At 39.3% G+C, this 17,973-nt stretch carries 26 protein-coding genes; 1 reads left to right on the top strand and 25 read right to left on the bottom strand.

The window, feature by feature from the left end:
* Positions 1-10: 10 nt before the first annotated feature.
* From rplR to AC07VK_RS10200, 21 genes are all read right to left on the bottom strand, one after another.
* On the bottom strand, positions 11-364 hold the full coding sequence (rplR, locus tag AC07VK_RS10300) for a 50S ribosomal protein L18 (protein WP_029278655.1): 354 nt from the start codon (positions 362-364) through the stop codon (positions 11-13).
* A 5-nt stretch (positions 365-369) separates the two neighbouring features.
* Positions 370-927 carry a 50S ribosomal protein L6 gene (gene rplF / locus AC07VK_RS10295; protein ID WP_492954068.1) on the bottom strand — a complete coding sequence of 186 codons (558 nt, stop codon included), beginning with the start codon at positions 925-927 and terminating at the stop codon, positions 370-372.
* A gap of 18 nt (positions 928-945) precedes the next feature.
* On the bottom strand, positions 946-1,344 hold the full coding sequence (gene rpsH, locus AC07VK_RS10290; RefSeq protein WP_010599896.1) for a 30S ribosomal protein S8: 399 nt from the start codon (positions 1,342-1,344) through the stop codon (positions 946-948).
* Between the two features lie 175 nt (positions 1,345-1,519).
* Entirely contained in the window at positions 1,520-1,789 is a 270-nt protein-coding gene (rpsN, locus tag AC07VK_RS10285; RefSeq protein WP_025145214.1) for a 30S ribosomal protein S14, read from the bottom strand.
* Positions 1,789-2,355, bottom strand: coding sequence for a 50S ribosomal protein L5 (gene rplE / locus AC07VK_RS10280; protein WP_086547740.1), 567 nt, complete (start codon positions 2,353-2,355; stop codon positions 1,789-1,791). The genes rpsN and rplE overlap by 1 nt, the downstream gene beginning before the upstream one ends.
* Positions 2,352-2,693, bottom strand: coding sequence for a 50S ribosomal protein L24 (rplX, locus tag AC07VK_RS10275; protein WP_029278653.1), 342 nt, complete (start codon positions 2,691-2,693; stop codon positions 2,352-2,354). The genes rplE and rplX overlap by 4 nt, the downstream gene beginning before the upstream one ends.
* A 1-nt stretch (position 2,694) precedes the next feature.
* Entirely contained in the window at positions 2,695-3,063 is a 369-nt protein-coding gene (gene rplN / locus AC07VK_RS10270; protein ID WP_010599900.1) for a 50S ribosomal protein L14, read from the bottom strand.
* Between the two features lies 1 nt (position 3,064).
* Complete coding sequence (rpsQ, locus tag AC07VK_RS10265) at positions 3,065-3,319, bottom strand: 30S ribosomal protein S17 (protein WP_010599901.1); 255 nt, start codon at positions 3,317-3,319, stop codon at positions 3,065-3,067.
* A 13-nt stretch (positions 3,320-3,332) separates the two neighbouring features.
* Positions 3,333-3,545 (bottom strand): 50S ribosomal protein L29, encoded by a 213-nt coding sequence (gene rpmC / locus AC07VK_RS10260; protein WP_025145217.1) that lies wholly within the window; start codon positions 3,543-3,545, stop codon positions 3,333-3,335.
* 73 nt (positions 3,546-3,618) lie between these two features.
* Positions 3,619-4,041 (bottom strand): 50S ribosomal protein L16, encoded by a 423-nt coding sequence (gene rplP / locus AC07VK_RS10255; protein WP_010599903.1) that lies wholly within the window; start codon positions 4,039-4,041, stop codon positions 3,619-3,621.
* Between the two features lie 40 nt (positions 4,042-4,081).
* Entirely contained in the window at positions 4,082-4,927 is an 846-nt protein-coding gene (rpsC, locus tag AC07VK_RS10250; protein ID WP_492960241.1) for a 30S ribosomal protein S3, read from the bottom strand.
* A gap of 9 nt (positions 4,928-4,936) precedes the next feature.
* The gene (rplV, locus tag AC07VK_RS10245) at positions 4,937-5,299 is read right to left on the bottom strand and encodes a 50S ribosomal protein L22 (protein ID WP_029278650.1); all 363 of its coding nucleotides are present in this window, start codon (positions 5,297-5,299) and stop codon (positions 4,937-4,939) included.
* A gap of 7 nt (positions 5,300-5,306) precedes the next feature.
* The gene (rpsS, locus tag AC07VK_RS10240) at positions 5,307-5,573 is read right to left on the bottom strand and encodes a 30S ribosomal protein S19 (RefSeq protein ID WP_010599906.1); all 267 of its coding nucleotides are present in this window, start codon (positions 5,571-5,573) and stop codon (positions 5,307-5,309) included.
* On the bottom strand, positions 5,573-6,397 hold the full coding sequence (gene rplB, locus AC07VK_RS10235) for a 50S ribosomal protein L2 (protein ID WP_492954069.1): 825 nt from the start codon (positions 6,395-6,397) through the stop codon (positions 5,573-5,575). The genes rpsS and rplB overlap by 1 nt, the downstream gene beginning before the upstream one ends.
* Positions 6,398-6,417: 20 nt before the next feature.
* Complete coding sequence (rplW, locus tag AC07VK_RS10230; protein WP_029278648.1) at positions 6,418-6,708, bottom strand: 50S ribosomal protein L23; 291 nt, start codon at positions 6,706-6,708, stop codon at positions 6,418-6,420.
* Position 6,709: 1 nt separating this feature from the next.
* Positions 6,710-7,339, bottom strand: coding sequence for a 50S ribosomal protein L4 (gene rplD, locus AC07VK_RS10225; RefSeq protein ID WP_029278647.1), 630 nt, complete (start codon positions 7,337-7,339; stop codon positions 6,710-6,712).
* A gap of 4 nt (positions 7,340-7,343) precedes the next feature.
* Positions 7,344-7,961, bottom strand: a complete 618-nt coding sequence (gene rplC, locus AC07VK_RS10220) for a 50S ribosomal protein L3 (RefSeq protein WP_492954070.1) — start codon at positions 7,959-7,961, stop codon at positions 7,344-7,346.
* Between the two features lie 172 nt (positions 7,962-8,133).
* A complete protein-coding gene (locus AC07VK_RS10215) occupies positions 8,134-8,529 on the bottom strand; it encodes a DUF1634 domain-containing protein (RefSeq protein ID WP_492960239.1) in 396 nt (131 codons plus the stop codon).
* Entirely contained in the window at positions 8,529-9,362 is an 834-nt protein-coding gene (locus tag AC07VK_RS10210; protein ID WP_492954072.1) for a sulfite exporter TauE/SafE family protein, read from the bottom strand. The genes AC07VK_RS10215 and AC07VK_RS10210 overlap by 1 nt, the downstream gene beginning before the upstream one ends.
* A 193-nt stretch (positions 9,363-9,555) precedes the next feature.
* Entirely contained in the window at positions 9,556-10,143 is a 588-nt protein-coding gene (locus AC07VK_RS10205) for a hypothetical protein (RefSeq protein WP_492954073.1), read from the bottom strand.
* A 9-nt stretch (positions 10,144-10,152) separates the two neighbouring features.
* Positions 10,153-11,409: a prephenate dehydrogenase/arogenate dehydrogenase family protein gene (locus AC07VK_RS10200; RefSeq protein WP_492960237.1), complete on the bottom strand. Its 1,257-nt coding sequence runs from the start codon at positions 11,407-11,409 to the stop codon at positions 10,153-10,155.
* Between the two features lie 171 nt (positions 11,410-11,580).
* On the opposite strand from AC07VK_RS10200, the gene AC07VK_RS10195 reads away from it, so the two are divergent.
* Positions 11,581-12,192 (top strand): hypothetical protein, encoded by a 612-nt coding sequence (locus AC07VK_RS10195; RefSeq protein ID WP_478359262.1) that lies wholly within the window; start codon positions 11,581-11,583, stop codon positions 12,190-12,192.
* Between the two features lie 370 nt (positions 12,193-12,562).
* Here the strand turns inward: AC07VK_RS10195 and AC07VK_RS10190 are convergent, their stop codons facing one another.
* The 4 genes from AC07VK_RS10190 to dgt all read right to left on the bottom strand — a co-directional run bounded on the left by AC07VK_RS10190 (position 12,563) and on the right by dgt (position 17,906).
* Entirely contained in the window at positions 12,563-13,441 is an 879-nt protein-coding gene (locus tag AC07VK_RS10190; RefSeq protein WP_492960726.1) for a PorP/SprF family type IX secretion system membrane protein, read from the bottom strand.
* A 13-nt stretch (positions 13,442-13,454) separates the two neighbouring features.
* Positions 13,455-13,958, bottom strand: coding sequence for a T9SS type B sorting domain-containing protein (locus AC07VK_RS10185; protein ID WP_492960235.1), 504 nt, complete (start codon positions 13,956-13,958; stop codon positions 13,455-13,457).
* 5 nt (positions 13,959-13,963) lie between these two features.
* Complete coding sequence (locus AC07VK_RS10180) at positions 13,964-16,282, bottom strand: beta strand repeat-containing protein (protein ID WP_492960233.1); 2,319 nt, start codon at positions 16,280-16,282, stop codon at positions 13,964-13,966.
* A 280-nt stretch (positions 16,283-16,562) separates the two neighbouring features.
* Positions 16,563-17,906: a dGTP triphosphohydrolase gene (gene dgt / locus AC07VK_RS10175; RefSeq protein ID WP_492960231.1), complete on the bottom strand. Its 1,344-nt coding sequence runs from the start codon at positions 17,904-17,906 to the stop codon at positions 16,563-16,565.
* Positions 17,907-17,973: the final 67 nt, after the last annotated feature.

The following is a 17,973-nucleotide window of genomic DNA, read 5'->3' as shown; positions in this document are numbered from 1 at the left end:
TTTCTTCAGATTAAAATACTAAACCAGCTTCGCGGGCACCCTCTGCCAACGATTTTACACGACCGTGGTATAAATAGCCATTTCTATCGAAAACAACTTCTTTAACACCTGCAGCGATTGCTTTTTCGGCAACTAATTTACCTACTGCTACCGACTGATCGCTTTTGTTTCCAGTACCAGTAAAATCTTTCGATAATGATGATGCTGATGCTATTGTTTTACCGGTTACATCGTTAATTACCTGCGCATAAATCCCTTTATTGCTTCTATATACAGATAACCTTGGACGTTCTTCCGAACCGGTAAGTCTTTTTCTGATCCCTTTTTTAATACGATCTCTTCTTGATAATTTTTTACCTGCCATGATTACTATTTTTTAGATGCTGATTTACCTGCTTTTCTTCTTAACACTTCACCTACAAACTTGATACCTTTACCTTTATATGGCTCTGGTGCACGTAACGAACGGATTTTCGCTGCTACCTGACCGATCAATTGTTTGTCAATACTTTCTAAAACGATTTTAGGAGTCTGACCTTTTTCTGAAGATGTAGTTACTTTAATCTCTTCTGGCAATTGGAATACATAGTGGTGAGAATAACCTAAAACCAGATCCAGTGTGTTACCTTGGTTTGTAGCACGGTAACCAACACCTACTAATTCTTGAGTTAATTTATAACCTTCTGTAACACCAACAACCATGTTGTTAAGCAATGAGCGATATAAACCGTGTAATGCTTTGTGTTTCTTTTGTTCTGAAGGACGTTGAACTGTTAAAATTCCGTCTTCCTGACTTACAGTGATATCTGAATCTACTGCTTGTGTTAATTCACCTTTAGGACCTTTTACAGTTACTACGTTATCTTTTGATACGGTAATTGTAACACCTGCAGGGATTGTAATTGGGGCTTTTCCTATTCTTGACATTGTGCTGTTCTCCTAATATTAATAAACGTGACACAATACCTCACCACCAATGTTTAATTTGGCTGCTTCTTTATCGGTCATTACACCTTTAGAAGTAGATAAGATTGCGATACCTAAACCGTTTAATACTCTTGGCATATTTTCAACACCAGCATAGTTTCTCAAACCTGGTTTACTTACTCGCACTAATGTACGAATAGCAGGAACTTTAGTAATTGGATTGTACTTCAAAGCAATTTTAATAGTGCCTTGAACTGTAGTATCTTCAAACTTGTAGTTCGCGATGTAACCTTTGTCAAAAAGAACTTTAGTAATTTCTTTTTTAAGGTTTGATGCAGGAATTTCTACAACACGGTGGTTGGCCTTAATGGCATTCCTTACTCTTGTTAAATAATCTGCTATTGGATCTGTATTCATTTTTTATTGTTTTTGATAGTGGTTTCCTTCTGCTACCCAGCTGTGGGACCTGCTACCGGTTAAAATTCTTTTTTAGCATAGAAATAAGTATCAAGTAATAAGATACAAGTATCAAGTCCGATATGGTCCTGATACTTGCTACTCTATACTTGATACTCAGTACTAGTACTTTATATTACCAAGATGCTTTTTTAACACCTGGTATTTTACCGTCTAGTGCCATCTGGCGGAACGTTACCCTTGAAATACCAAAGGTACGCATATATCCACGAGGGCGACCAGTTAATTTACAACGGTTGTGTAAACGTACTGGAGATGAGTTTTTAGGTAATTTATCTAAACCCTCGAAATCTCCTGCAGCTTTTAATACTGCACGTTTTTCAGCGTATCTAGCTACCAATTTTTGGCGCTTAACTTCGCGTGCTTTTACACCTTCTTTTGCCATTATTCTGCTGTTTTTTGATTTTTAAATGGTAATCCGAATTGTTTCAATAACTCAAGCGCTTCAACGTCAGATTTTGCCGAAGTTACGAAAGTTATATCCATACCTAAAATTTTATTGATTTTATCGATATTAATCTCAGGGAAGATGATTTGCTCAGTAACGCCTAATGTATAGTTACCTTTTCCATCAAATCCTTTATCATTAATACCTTTGAAATCGCGGATACGAGGCAAAGCTACAGAGATCAAACGATCTAAGAACTCGTACATGTTGTTATCGCGCAACGTAACACGTACACCTACTGGCATGCCTTTACGTAATTTAAAGTTAGAGATATCTTTCTTTGAATTAGCCGGAACCGCTTGCTGACCAGTAATGGTAGTCAACTCAACGATAGTGGTATCCATAATCTTTTTATCTGTAACAGAAAAACGACCAACACCCTGATTGATACAGATTTTTTCCAATTTAGGAACCTGCATTACAGTTTTGTACTGAAATTTTTCTTTTAATGCATTTACAACTTCTTCTTTGTATTTGCTTTTTAATCTTGGTGTAGCCATTATTTAATCTCCTCTCCTGAAATTTTAGCAACTCTAACTAATTTACCATCTGCGTTAAGTTTACGACCTACGCGGGTAGCTTTACCAGATTTTGGATCAACCAACATCAAGTTAGAAATGTGAAGAGCAGCTTCTTTTTTAATAATACCACCGTTTGGATTAGCAGCATTTGGTTTAGTATGTTTAGATACTAAGTTAATGCCTTCCACAATGGCTCTGTTTTTATCTATAAGTACTGAAAGTACTTTTCCTTGTTGACCTTTTGAATCGCCAGCAATGACTTTAACTAAATCTCCTGTGCGGATTTTAAGTTTTGATGGTGTATTTACTTTGTTTCCCATTTTATAATACCTCCGGTGCTAATGATACAATTTTCATGAATTGTTTTTCACGTAGTTCTCTCGCAACCGGGCCAAAGATACGTGTACCTCTTGGCTCATCCTGTGCGTTCAATAATACAGCAGCATTATCGTCAAAACGGATATAAGAACCATCTTTACGACGGATTTCTTTTTTAGTTCTTACAACAACTGCTTTAGAAACTGTACCTTTTTTAATGTTACCTGAAGGTAACGCGCTTTTTACGGTAACAACTACTTTATCACCAATTGAAGCATAACGTTTGCCGGTTCCACCTAGCACACGAATTACCAATACTTCTTTTGCGCCGCTGTTATCAGCAACGTTTAATCTCGATTCCTGTTGTACCATCTTATTTAGCTCTTTCTAAAATTTGTACCAATCTCCAGTTCTTGTTTTTACTCAAAGGACGAGTTTCCATAATCAATACTGTATCACCGATACCGCATTCGTTTTTCTCGTCGTGAGCCATAAATTTGGTAGTTTTCTTTACGAACTTACCATAAATCGGGTGTTTTACTTTACGTTCCACGCTCACTACAACAGATTTATCCATCTTGTTGCTTACCACTAACCCGGTTCTTGTTTTTCTTAATTGTCTTTCCATGTCGACTCTCAAATTATTTAGTTTCAGTAGCTGACTCAGTGTTTTTCACTTTAGTCAACTCAGTGTTTAAACGGGCTATGTCTTTCCTTACTTTTGCAATGCGTGAAGGATTTTCGATAGCTGAAATAGTGTGAGCGAACTTCAATTTTGATAAGTTCTCTTTTTCTTCCGCAATCTTAGCTACTAATTCTTCTTTTGAAAGCCCTGTGATTTCTGAATTTTTCATTTTTCTTTTTCTTTTACGTTGAGTGTAGCGGTTATAATAAACAAGTATTTACAACATTCACCTCAACACTTTACTATGCTTCTACGTAATCTCTACGTACTACGAATTTGGTTTGGATCGGTAATTTCTGAGCTGCTAAACGCAATGCTTCTTTAGCAACTTCTAAAGGCACACCTTCAGCTTCGAAAATTACGCGTCCTGGTCTTACAACTGCTACCCAATACTCAGGAGCACCTTTACCTTTACCCATACGTACCTCAGCAGGTTTTTTAGTTACCGGTTTGTCCGGGAAGATCCTGATCCATACTTGGCCTTCACGTTTCATGAAACGAGTTACGGCAATACGGGCAGCCTCTATCTGACGACTTGTGATCCAAGTAGCTTCTAGAGATTTGATACCGAAAGATCCGAATGCTAACTCAGCTCCACGAGAAGCTAAACCCTTCATTCTGCCTTTTTGCATCTTCCTGAACTTCGTTCTTTTTGGCTGTAACATTTTATTTTGTTCTAATCGTTAAACGATGTTAATAAATCAATTATTTACGAGGACCTCTGTTAGCGCCTGCGCCACCACCTCTGTTTGCACCACTCTGGCCTGGACCACGACCACCGCCTTGGTTTCCACCACGTCTGTCGTTACCACCGCCACGGTTATCTCTTCCACCACCACGGTTATCTCTTCCACCGAAAGCTGGTTTATCTGATTGGCCTTTTGGACCGTTGTTTGCTGCACCAATGTTTGGAGACAAATCACGTTTTCCATAAACCTCACCTTTACAGATCCAAACTTTAACACCTATTTTACCATAAGTAGTTAAGGCTTCAGCTAAAGCGTAGTCGATATCAGCACGGAATGTATGCAAAGGCACTCTTCCTTCTTTATACTGCTCAGTACGTGCCATCTCAGCACCACCTAAACGACCAGAAGTCATGATTTTGATACCTTCAGCACCCATACGCATGGTTGATGCGATAGAAGATTTCATTGCTCTACGGAATGAGATCCTTGCTTCTAATTGTTTTGCAACACCTTCTGCAACTAATTGTGCATCAAGTTCTGGGCGTTTAATTTCGAAGATGTTAATTTGAATTTCCTTTTTAGTTAATTTCTTTAACTCTTCTTTAATTTTATCAACCTCAGCACCTGCTTTACCGATTACGATACCTGGACGAGCTGTGTGGATAGTTACCGTGATACGTTTTAACGTACGCTCGATTACTACTTTTGCAACACCGCCTTTAGCGATACGGGCAGAAAGGTATTTTCTTATTTTCTCATCTTCAACTAATTTATCGGAGTAGTTGTTGCCACCGAACCAGTTAGAATCCCATCCTTTGATGATACCTAACCTGTTACCTATTGGATTTGCTTTTTGTCCCATTTCCTAAAATTAGTTTTGAGTTGTTTCTGTACTTTTACTATCTACAATCAGCGTTACGTGGTTAGAACGTTTACGAATTCTATATCCACGGCCTTGAGGAGCTGGACGTAAGCGTTTTAACTGACGGCCACCATCAACCATAACTGTTTTTACAAAAAGTTGGTTTTCTTCAGGGCGAGCACCTTCATTTTTAGATTCCCAGTTTTTGATAGCAGATAATAATAATTTCTCAACTCTTATTGCTGCTTCTTTATTGGTAAACTTTAAAATGCTTAATGCTTTTTCTACACGTTCACCTCTGATAAGATCTACAACCAAACGCATCTTACGCGGTGAGGTTGGACAATTGTTTAATTTTGCTATTGCTTCCATTGTCTAATTATTTTTTCTTTTCAGCGTGTCCTCTGAATGTTCTGGTTGGAGCAAATTCTCCCAACTTGTGACCAACCATGTTTTCTGTTACGTACACAGGGATAAATTTATTTCCGTTGTGTACAGCAAATGTATGATTCACGAAATCTGGTGATATCATTGATCTGCGAGACCAAGTTTTGATTACAGACTTTTTGCCTGAATCATTCATAGAGTTTACTTTTTTCTCTACGTTATGGTCAATATAAGGTCCTTTTTTTATCGAACGAGCCATTATTTCTTCCTTCTCTCTATGATGTAACGATTAGAATATTTTTTAAGTTCTCTGGTTTTAAAGCCTTTAGCTAAAACGCCATTTCTTGAACGTGGGTGACCACCTGATGATCTACCTTCACCACCACCCATTGGGTGATCGACAGGGTTCATCGCTACCGGTCTAGTTCTCGGACGACGGCCCAACCAACGTTTACGACCAGCTTTACCTAATACTTCGTTTGCGTGATCTGAGTTAGATACAGCACCGATAGTAGCCAGACAAGTAGTCAGGATTAAACGGGTTTCGCCTGAAGGCATTTTTAAAGTAGCATATTTACCATCGCGGGCAGCTAATTGTGCGTAAGCACCTGCACTACGAGCTAATTGTGCTCCTTTTCCAGGGTGAATCTCCACGTTGTGGATGATAGAACCTAATGGAATGTTCGATAATTTTAAAGTGTTACCTACTTCTGGTGTTGCTTTATCGCCCGATAATAATACCGAACCAACTTGCAATCCTTCAGGAGCGATGATATAACGCTTCTCGCCATCTGCATAATGTAATAATGCGATGCGGGCAGTACGGTTTGGATCGTATTCAACAGTAGCTACTGTTGCAGGAATATCGAATTTATCGCGTTTGAAGTCGATTAAACGATATGATTTTTTGTGACCACCGCCCATGTAGCGCATAGTCATTTTTCCTGTGTTGTTACGTCCACCAGACTTTTTTGATGATACAACCAATGATTTTTCGGGCTTGGTTGCTGTAATCTCCGTAAAACTAGCACCAACTCTGAAGCGGGTACCTGGAGTAACTGGTTTAAATTTTCTTAAGCCCATAGTTATAATGAATTATTAAATTAAAGGGTTGCGTAATAATCTATTGTTTCGCCGTCTTTTAACGTTACGATTGCTTTTTTGTATTTCGGGCTACGGCCAGATACAAAACCTGCTTTAGTGTAACGAGATTTAGCTTTTCCATCAACAACCATGGTGTTAACTGCAACGATGGTTACACCGTACAATTTCTCAATTGCTTGTTTAATCTGGATTTTGTTAGCCTTGTGGTTAACGCTAAATGTGAAACGGTTAGATTTTTCAGTTAAAGCTGAAGCTTTTTCGGTTAATATTGGTTTTTTTAAAATTTCCATATTATTTGGCAAACGCCTCCTCCAAAGTTTTAACAGAATCAGCAGTTAACACAAGTACACCAGCGTTTAATACATCATAAGTATTTAAATCTGCTGCCGAGATTACTTTAGTTTTCTGAATGTTTCTGCTTGATAAATAGATATTATTATTTTGTGCAGGTAAAACCAATAAAGTTTTTTGAGTACCTACGTTTAACGCAGCCAATAAACTTGTATAGTTTTTAGTTTTAGCTGTATCGAAGTTGAAATCTTCTAAAACCACCACGTTGTTGTCTTTTGCTTTATAAGCCAAAGCAGATTTACGTGCTAATGATTTTAATTTCTTGTTCAATTTAAAGCTATAATCACGTGGCTGAGGACCGAAAACACGACCACCACCGTTAAATAACGGAGATTTAATGCTACCAGCACGGGCACCACCTGTACCTTTTTGTTTGTATAGTTTACGAGTTGAACCAGCAATCTCATTACGTTGTTTAGATTTGTGAGTACCTTGACGTTGGTTAGCCAAATACTGTTTTACATCTAAATAAATCGCGTGGTCGTTAGGCTCGATACCAAATACCGATTCAGGAAGTTGCACCTTGGCACCTGTTTCTTTACCTGAAATGTTTAATACTTTAACTTCCATCTGATTACTTGTCTAAGATTACGTAAGAACCTTTAGCTCCTGGAATGGAACCACTAACTACTAATAAGTTTTGCTCAGCATAAACTTTCAAAACCTGTAAGTTCTGAACTTTTACCCTGTCTCCACCTGTTCTTCCAGCCATGCGCATTCCTTTGAATACACGTGAAGGGAATGATGATGCTCCCAATGAACCTGGGGCACGTAAACGGTTATGCTGACCGTGAGTCTGCATACCAACACCGGCAAATCCGTGGCGTTTTACAACACCTTGAAAACCTTTACCTTTTGAGGTACCTACAACATCAACAAAATCGCCTTCTGCGAATGCCTCAACGGTTACTACATCACCTAAATTAAGTGAAGTTGTAAACGAATCGAATTCTACCAGCTTGCGTTTCGGAGTTGTGTTTGCTTTCGCGAAATGGCCTTTTAACGGTTGAGTTGTGTTTTTCTCTTTTTTCTCATCGTAACCCAGTTGGATTGATGAATACCCGTCTTTTTCTTCGGTCTTTACTTGTGTAACTACACAAGGCCCAGCCTCGATTACCGTACAAGGAATGTTTCTTCCTTCGGCATCAAAGATACTGGTCATTCCTACTTTTTTTCCAATAATTCCTGACATTTTATCTTTTCTTTTTAACACCCATCGAAGCAGTAGGGCTTCGTTCAAGGTGGTTGTACATCCCCCGAAAGGGACGGCAAAGATAGACAAGAATTATTAATTTTCAAATAGTTAGCCAAATATTTTTTCAAATAAATTGCTGATATGATGGGATTTAACTAAAAAAGAGATGTTAATGTGCCAAACCACCATTTAAACTGATGGTTATGATCGCTAAAATGATCATTCCAATGAGTACATAGAGGTAATCGCGCTCAATTAAAAAGCTAAAAATAGCGAAAACAATGCGGGCTATCGGCGTAAAAATCAACATCAGGATACCAAACTGCACGATGGCGTCGCCCTGAAAACTAGATACTCCCCTAAATATAGCCACTATGGATGAAAACTTGTTTAGTTCGGGTTTAAAAACTTTATAGTCGGTAATTGCGCCCTTGTTATGGATCAGGAAAATAGCACCGCCTATTAATACAATGCTCATCGAAATAATTACGCCTGCACGCAGAAGTGTAGCCAGAATTACCTGAATATCCTTATCGTTTAGGTTTTCTTTTCCTGTTGTATCCATTATAATCCGCTTATTCCTTTATATATCATCTGCAGTGCTAAAAAGGCAACTACAATGGCAAATACAATTTTAAGTTTATCGGTTTTGGCCCTCAGCAAAACTTTCGAGCCAACTGTTGCCCCTGTTAAAACGCCGATACACACTGGCATGGCAATACCAGGGTCGATCTGGCCACGGTGCAAATAAACCACTGCACTGGCCGCTGCCGTAACCCCCATCATAAAATTACTGGTAGTGGTTGATACCTTAAAGGGCAAACGCATAATATTATCCATTGCAATTACCTTCAGTGCCCCACTCCCAATACCAAGCAAACCCGATAATGTTCCGGCAAATAGCATCATTAAAAAACCTCCGGGAACATGTTTTACTGCATATGGATGATCTACCCCTTTATCAGGATAAGATCCGTTAAGCTTAAAAAAATTGGCCCATTTATCAGTATTGTCTAAAGTAGTATGATCTACTTTTTTCTTCAAAGTCATGATGGCCGAAAAAATGAGGATGCAGCCAAAAAGAATAGCAATATAGTTGGCGTTGAGGTAAACGGCCACAATTGCTCCACAAACCGCTCCTATTGTAGTCGCGATTTCTAAAAACATACCTATACGGATATTCGTAATCCCTTCTTTAACATAGGCTGCCGCAGAACCTGAAGAGGTAGCAATAACAGAAACAATGGATGCACCTATAGCATAATGAATATCTACACCCAAAGCCAGGGTAAGTAAGGGAATAATAATTACCCCTCCACCTAAACCTGTTAGTGAACCCAATAGTCCGGCTAAAAAAGCACCTAATAAAACGATAATGGTAAACAGCAATACCGACATGCGGGCAAATATAATGCACTGTTTTTGGCTAAACGAAGGATTGAGGGAATAAAATAAAGTCTATATGTTATATGGATAAATAGAATTTTGAAGGAGCGAATGATGGAGTAGGTGAGTTTTACCGGGAGAATAACAGGCGAATGCCCATCAATAATTGATTCATTCAAAATTCAATAGTTCTTTCATTCCATAATTACTTATGAAGCTTACTTTCCTTATTCAAATCAACACCCCGAAAACTTTCAAGCAGTTCGAAAGCAATTTGCCGAACAGTTTCAGGAATTGGATTAATGGCCGATTTATTACCTTTTGCATCTTTTACTGTCCAGCCCGAAGTATTGAGCACCAAAGGCTCACTATTGGCTAATGATTTAATTATTTTAGCTCTTGTAAAAGCAACCCCGTCCGAATCGACAATTATTTTTTTATTGTTCCACCAGTTTTCTTGTGTTACTGCTTTTAAAGCAGACCGGTCTAGCCTGCCAGCATATCCCCAGCCCTTTCCTTCACGATGCATCAATTTCAATAATCCGATAAAATTAGTGAGGCTTTTGGAATTGTAAATTTCCGAACTGCAGTACATATCGAGGTGATTTAATTTAAGCTGACTCAACAATGCTTTTGCTTGATCGGAGTTATGGAAAATCACGACGGTTTTTTCGGCGATGGATAAAATAACAGCATCATCTCCCTTATCGTACTCATCACAAAGAATTTCTATTTCTTTTAAGTGTTGCTGCAAAAGCGAAACCCGTTCAGGTTTATTCAGAATGGTCTTCATCCCTAATTATTACTTGCCTAATCGCTTAATCATTTCCGCACTCAAATCCCTACCATCATTTAAACGGTTCGCGAAGAATGATTTGGCAGCTTCGAAATGCTCTTTGTACCCTTTTAAATCACCATAACCGATAATCGATGCCCATTCGTGCACAGCGGTATGGAATTCCAAATCGTCGCCACGGATAGATTTATCATATAAAGCAGTACTAATTGATTCCTCTAGCATCGCTTCATTCTTGAAAAGGTATTCGGCAATGCCCAGCCTCAATTTAAAAGGAGGCGTTTGGCAGATCAGGTTATCGTAAGGATTTACACCCATCTTATACCAGGCATATACCATGCTCAGCAAACTCAAATGCGAATTTGGTTTCTGTTTATGGCTGGCGTCTGATAGGCTGAATTCTTTCATGATGTTATCATCCAGCAGTAAAAGCGCACGACTTTCATGAAAAACAAAATCGCGGGCCGCATAGATCTTTTCCCTAAACTCCGCTTCATTTTCACAGATCATGAGCTTAAACAGTTCAGATTCTGCCTGCGCATAATATTTTACCTGTTTCTGGGCATAAGGATTTAAAATAGCCAAACCCGCATAAATGTGCGATTTATAGCTAAAAATCCTCAGCGTGGTCAAAATTTTCACGTTGTCGATTCCACCCGCATATGCCGGATTATCCCAGGGAAAGAACCCTGCATTTTTCCATGCCGAGCCCATGCTTTCGAAACCCATATGTGTTACCGCCTGTGTATCGGCCACAATGCGATCATGTTCTCTATAATCGTCCATTTCAATAATGTTCGATTTTAAAGATTTATAAACTTCTAAAGCTTTGGCATAAACAGCATCGGTAGCACGGTGACGCACTACTACGAGCGTTTGCCCCTCCGGACTAAATGCCGGACCGTGCAAAGAATGGCAGGTTACAATCTGGGTATCTTCCGGAAGGTGTTTTTCGAAAGCAGCAATTTCAGGATGTTTAACCGAAGTTTGTCCGGCAACTATGGCGCCATATTTAGTTGAGCGTGCAAAAGTAGCCACCACTTCATCAATTTTTTCGGCTTCAACGCAATAGATAATAAAGTCTGATTTACGGGCAACCTCATGACCATCGATTAAAACCTCGATTCCTTTAGGTTCCAGCTCTTTTTTTAAATCTGTAAAACGTAAGGGCATATCTGCCCCACATACCTTATAACCAGTGTTTAAGAACGATAGCGCATACAATTTGCCCATATCGCCCAAACCAATAATTCCTATTTGCATGAAACAAATGTAACCTATCGCAAATAAATTTATAATAAAACTTAGATAAAATTGTTATTTAGAATGTTAAACCAGCACAATTTTATCGATTTACCAAAACCTTAAACAAATTTTATTAACCGGAAAATGGATAAAAATGTAGTTTTACATTCTAACACCTATATTTAAACTATGCAGAAAATTAAACACACCCTATTGTTTTTAGGCGCTATGCTATTTTTAAACGTTGCCTTTGGGCAAACTTTACCTGACACTACCAAAAATACCGACCCATCTCTAAATGGCCAGTATCAGTTCATGTTAAAGAAATCTAAAAGCTTCAACGGCGCAAGGCTGATCAATCCATCACGGTTATCATCTTTATGGAAAAGTGTTAGTGATACGCTAAGAAAAGAACGTAAACAGTTGCAGGAAGCCCGTCAGGAAATTAAAGCACAGGCCGATAACATTTCGAGCTTAAAAGGCGAAGTAAATGGAAAAGAAAGTTCGCTGGCCAATGCCAATGCAGCCGTTAACGAAATTAAATTTTTAGGCATATCTTTTAATAAAGGCACCTATAATACCATTGTTTGGGCCATTATTATTGTACTTGGGGTAGGTTTGGCCTTTGTCATTTTCCAATCGGGTAAATTAAGGCACGAAGCAAAATATAGAACAGAACTTTATCAGGAAGTGGCTGATGAATTTCAGGCGCACAAGGTAAAGGCAAAAGATAAGGAAATGAAACTTGCCCGTGAACTGCAAGACGAGCGTAATAAATGGGACGACGGCCGGGGAAGGTAGTCGAAGACCTTTTAATTAATTGAAAAAACTTACTTTTTTTTTAGAAAGCAGGGCTAGTTGTGCTTCGGTTCCGCTAGCCCCGCCATTCGCTTTACCTCACTGCGTTCAGTGTCCGCTACTGTCGGGTTTATTTGAATATGGGCTTGTACTTGATAGAAAATACCACACGCCTACAACACGAAACGTTCCTACGGAACGAAAAAAATAAAATACTTTTTTTTCTACCCACGAGTCGTCCCGACTGGACGAATAATCCATCAAAAGCTACTGGAACTGCTTTCCAAAAAAATAACTGTTTAAAAAACAAAGGTACACTTAACAATAGGTTTCTCCATTCCGTTATACTTCAGTCGAAATGACGATAACACGTTTAATTCTTAATACTATATTTCAAGCCCACTTCAAATTCGCCATTGCTATAACTCTGCATTTTTGAAGTATTGGTGGTGTACTGGAACAAAACCGAAAACTGGTTTTTGTAGTTTGCGCCAAAACCCGCGGTAAAACTATTGGTGCTATGATATATACCGTTCAACATCAATTTATTCTCTAAAAACTGAAGGTTTACGCCTGCATCAAAAATACCATCATAATTCTGTACGCCTCTATACACCAATTTTGGTTCAATACTGTTAATTACCTTATCCGTGTTAAATTTATAACCTGCGGCAATAAAATAAATCGATCGGTCTACGACGTTTCTCAGTACATCTCTTTTAAAAAACCGTTTAAGATTAGGTAAAGCTCCCTGCAATGTTAATTTATCGGTGCGGTAAGCTACCCCAAAATCGCCATCCAGATATAACCTGCGATCGTTAAAACTATTCAGCACATCGTCGTCTAAATCGCCTTTGGCTTTACCAAAGTCAATCCATTCATTCATTAGGCCAGCCGACAAACCAAAATCCAAAAAGTTATTCACGCCGTTTAAAGGTAAATGATAAGCATAAGTTACAGTTGCCCTTGTACGGTTAATGGCTCCAGCACCTTCATTGTAAAAAAGCACACCCAAACCTATTTTATTACCGGCCAAACCGTAATCACCAGTTAAATATTGAATCTTTGGCGCTCCGTCTACCCCGGTCCACTGTGTTTTAAATGCCGCATTTAAATTTAGTCCGGTTTCTAAACCAGCCATTGCCGGGTTGGCCAAAAACTGGTTCTGATAGTAGATGCTCCCCATGGGATTAAGTTGAGCAAACGCTGGTGCAACAAACAAAAACAACAGCCCCGCCATATAACATTTCATTTTTTTCACGCTGTTATTTTTTATATAAGATTGATATAAAACCTTTAATAGAACCATCTGCTCCCAAATCGAGCATATAATAATAGGTATCCTCTGTAAGTGGCTTTCCGTTAAAGTAGCCATCCCAGTTATTTTGATAACCTAGGGCAGTATAAATCAACCTTCCTCCCCTATCAAAAATGGATAATTTGTTGTTCGGATACTTTTCCAAGCCCTTAACTACAAAAAAATCATTTTTCCCGTCTCCGTTTGGGGTAAGGATATTATTTACAATGGCTAGGTCGGCTGTGGTCTGTATAATCAGAAAAGGCTGTAAAAACCCTTGGGTCAATGTAATGTTGGCAACCTGAAAAGTTTGTACCAGGGCCATTTCTCCAATACTGAAATCATATAATTGATTGTTAATCTTGCCGCTGCCACTCGCCGAATTAACTGCATAAGGCAAGCTTTGTGCGCTTACGCTTGTCCCGAAAAACATCAATAGCAAGAGAACAAACAAATAGGATATTTTTCTCATCGTGTTTAGTTTAAAGAAATCCATGCCGAACCATCGCTTTGAATAGTAAAAGTTTTTGCCCCGGTAATGGTGGTTACATTAGAATCATCATTCAACAAAATAGGATTGTTTAACGTAACATCACCTGATGATAAAGCCTTTACAATTACATAAATTCTTCCTTTACAGCTCGAGGCTGCTGGAAGATTAACATTTATCGCCGTACCAGCATTTTTTATCCGTACCGTGTAATGGCTGGCATCGAGCGTTAATGTGCCTGTAGCCGTATAGGTTAAAACACTTGCTGCAACAGAACCATTAATATTTAAAGTACTGGCATTTGCCGGGGCATAAACTACAGAAGATGCAGCGGCAGTTCCATTAATGGTTAATGCGCCACCATTCGCTGCAAAATCGCCAGCAATTAAAGGGTATGAGGTATTGGAGTTAGCAACCACCAGGGTATTATTTGCATTTGTGCTATTAGCGGCGGCATTGCTTCCGATAAAAACATTCCCTGACCCGTTGTTTTTCGAACCGGCGGCATAACCCAATGCTGTATTATTGTCGCTATTACTGGCTTCAAGTGCCAAACTTCCGATAGCCGTATTTGAGATACCAGTTCTATTCGCCATTAGGGTATGTGTACCAATTGCAGTGTTATTAGAGCCTACCGTATTAATGGCTAAGGCCTGCGAGCCAAAGCCGCTGTTGTTAATAGCACTAAAACTCCGCTGTAATACGAGGTAACCAAAAGCACTATTTTCGTAACCTGAAATGTTAACAGATAGTGCTTCGCGGCCAAATGCACTGTTGTAAAAGCCGGATACATTAGCAGTAAGTGTTTTATAACCATAAGAAATATTGCTTTCGGATGAGTTGCCTAAACGGCCAGATTTTAAACCGTTAACCAAAAAGTTAATGGCTACGTCATCAGTATTGCCCAGGAAATTATTATTTTGATCGGTACTACCCGTATTCCCTTTTAATGCCCAGGCATTGGCATTTGCAAATAATGTCCTGCTGATTAATTCGGGTTTACCGGTTGTTGCATTGGTGATATACACTTTGTTTGCATCGCTTACCCCATCAGTAGTTAATTTAGCCACTGTAACTGAAGCATCAGCAAGCTTTGGTGTAGTTACCGATCCATCGGCCAGTTGAAGCGTATTTACCGCCAAATCATCGATATTAATATTTTTAACTTCTTTGTTCCCGATTTTTATAGAGGTTACTGCAGCATCTGCAAGCTGTAGTGTATTAACAGCTGCATCGTTTATATTGATATTTTTAACTTCTTTGTTTCCAATTTTTACAGAGCTTACTGCAGCATCGGCTAATTTTGCCGTTGTTACTGCCCCATCTGCCAGTTTAAGCGTGCTAACCGCCCCTGCGTTGATATCAATTACTACATCTTTCAATAAAGCAGTAGCGCCATTAGCACTAATACTCAAATCAGTTGAAGTTAACGCCTTGGCGCCAGACAGTTGGCTTACATCCAATGTTACTGGTTTCCATGCAGCTCCATCGAATAGGAGCACCTGGTTATTGGCTGGCGAAGTGGCATTTAATGTTTTTCCCTGAAGATTAGCTAATGTAGGATTTGGATAATTCCCTGTTAAATCACCGCCAGCTACGCCTGTTGAAGGACCAACCGGGCCTACGTCACCTTTATCCCCCTTATCGCCTTTTACGCCAGGTATACCCTGCAAACCTTGTAATCCGGTAGCTCCTGTTGCACCTATATCTCCTTTCGCTCCCTGTGGACCTGTTGCACCCACTGCGCCTTGTGCACCTGCAGCACCAGTTAAGCCTATTGGCCCCTGAGGACCAGTTGCTCCTGTAGCTCCCGCCGGGCCCTGCGGACCTGCAATGCCTGCAATACCTTGTGCACCAGCAGGACCAGCTACACCCGGATCGCCTTTGGCTCCGGTTGGCCCATTAGCGGCGTAAAGTGCGTATGGAACACTTAGTAATTGTGCTGTACCAGCCAAACTAAAATTTGTACCGTTATCAGGATCAATTTCAACCTTAACAAACTTTAATCCACTTGCCCAGGTTACTCCAGCTATTGTGCCGTTAACCGAGCCTGCACCAGTAGCCCCAATTGCCAATGCGTATAAACCTAACGCATTGGTTGTTACATTTCTTACCTCCGAATATTGAACGGTTCCGGTTGAAGATCCATCTAAAATGCTAATCCGCAGGGCTATATTTTTATTGGCCAGTGGGGTACCATTGGCATTTCTTGCCGCTCCTTGATAGTTAAATTGTTGTGGGGCTTGCGCTTTAACAGCCAAGGTGAAGCCCATGCTTAACAAAGCAATTAGTAAAAGTTTTTTCATGAATCGGGATGAGATGTAAAGCGTTAGACTTAAAAAATAAGAGAGCCTAACGATCAAATCTAACAATTAGTGCAAGCCGCTCCATTCGCTTTACACGAAATACTAATTACAAATACTAAAACGATTTTAAAGAACTACAAATCAACTACTTAAATAAAATTTAATTTCATAATTTTACACAAACACCCAATTTAAGGCCGATTTAACCCTCAAAATCAGAAGAAAACAGGGGTGAACCAGCAATTAATCGAACATAAATAGTAAAAACCAGAATTTATCTTTAGGTTTCCGAAGGGAAGGATATACCCTTAATATTACGGTATAGATCAACTGCGTACAGATCGGTCATACCCGAAACGAAATCTAATACACTCTGTATGATAGAATATATATCAGTTAAATCGGTATGATATTGTTTAGGAATAAGTTTAACCAGTTTTTTGTAATAGTGTGTATTGTTGTGGATTAATGCAGGAACAAACTCTTCCAATAAACCGGCCATGATTTTATATCCAGCCACTTCTTTTTGTATTACCGATGAGAAATTGTAGATACGCTCAACAGAAATTTTTTCTACGGCTTTCCAGGCAGAAATATAAGGCTCGGGCAATAAACCAGTTAAACTTTGATTAAGCTCACCTTTCAATAATTTTTCTTGCTCCCTAAAAAATATACCTGCGCATTGGTTGGTTAATGTGTTAATTGCTTTTGCCCTTAGCAGACCGATTTTTGCATCGTCGTCTTCATAATCATTTTTTAGACGTTCTTCTATAGTGGTAGAGTTGGCAAAAGGCAACAGATAACTTTTTACTTCTTCGTAGGAAAGAATCTTTAAACGGTGTGCATCTTCCAAATCAATGATGCTGTAACAGATATCATCGGCAGCCTCCACCAGATAAACCAAGGGGTGGCGTTTGTAAATGAGGTATTCGCCTTCTTCTTTGTCCAAATTGAGTTCGGCCGCTATCTTTTTAAAAGTTTCTTCTTCTGATTGAAAGAAACCGTATTTCTTACGGTGTAGCACTCCCTTTTGTTTACCCGCAATTGAGGCGCAAGGGTATTTTGCAATCGAAGCCAAGGTAGAATAGGTTAACGCATAAGCATCATTACCTTTTCCTTTTAGCGGATGGGTAAGAATCCGGATGGCGTTTGCATTACCTTCAAAATTAATTAAATCGTGCCACTGCGATGCGTTCATTTCTTTCTGATAAACTTTCCCATCGCCATCGGTAAAATACCGTGAAATAGCGGCTTCACCTGAGTGCCCAAAAGCTGGGTTTCCCAGATCATGCGCCAGTGCAGCAGCAGCCACAATATTACCTACTTCATTAATTAATGGAACATCTTTAATCAGTTGCGGTTGTTGCTCTTCTACACTTTTTAAAAAAATATTAGCCATAGAGCGGGCTACACTGGCCACCTCTAAACTATGCGTTAACCGGTTATGTACAAAAACACTTCCTGGCAATGGGAAAACCTGGGTTTTATTCTGCAATCTTCTAAAAGGAGACGAAAAAATCAACCGATCATAATCACGCTGAAAATCTGACCGTGCCCGATCTGTGCTGGCACCATATTGTTCTTGTCCGTATCTCTTATTCGAAAGTAAATATTTCCACTCCATTTATCCCTTTGGCATTTAAAATTTGGCGCAAGTTAAACAAAACGCGAAAATGGTTAAGCATAAAGCC

The organism is Pedobacter sp. GW821-FHT01D05, assembly GCF_059422505.1.
Note: the sequence above shows the minus strand (reverse complement) of the source record. Positions and strands in the feature narration are given on the sequence as shown.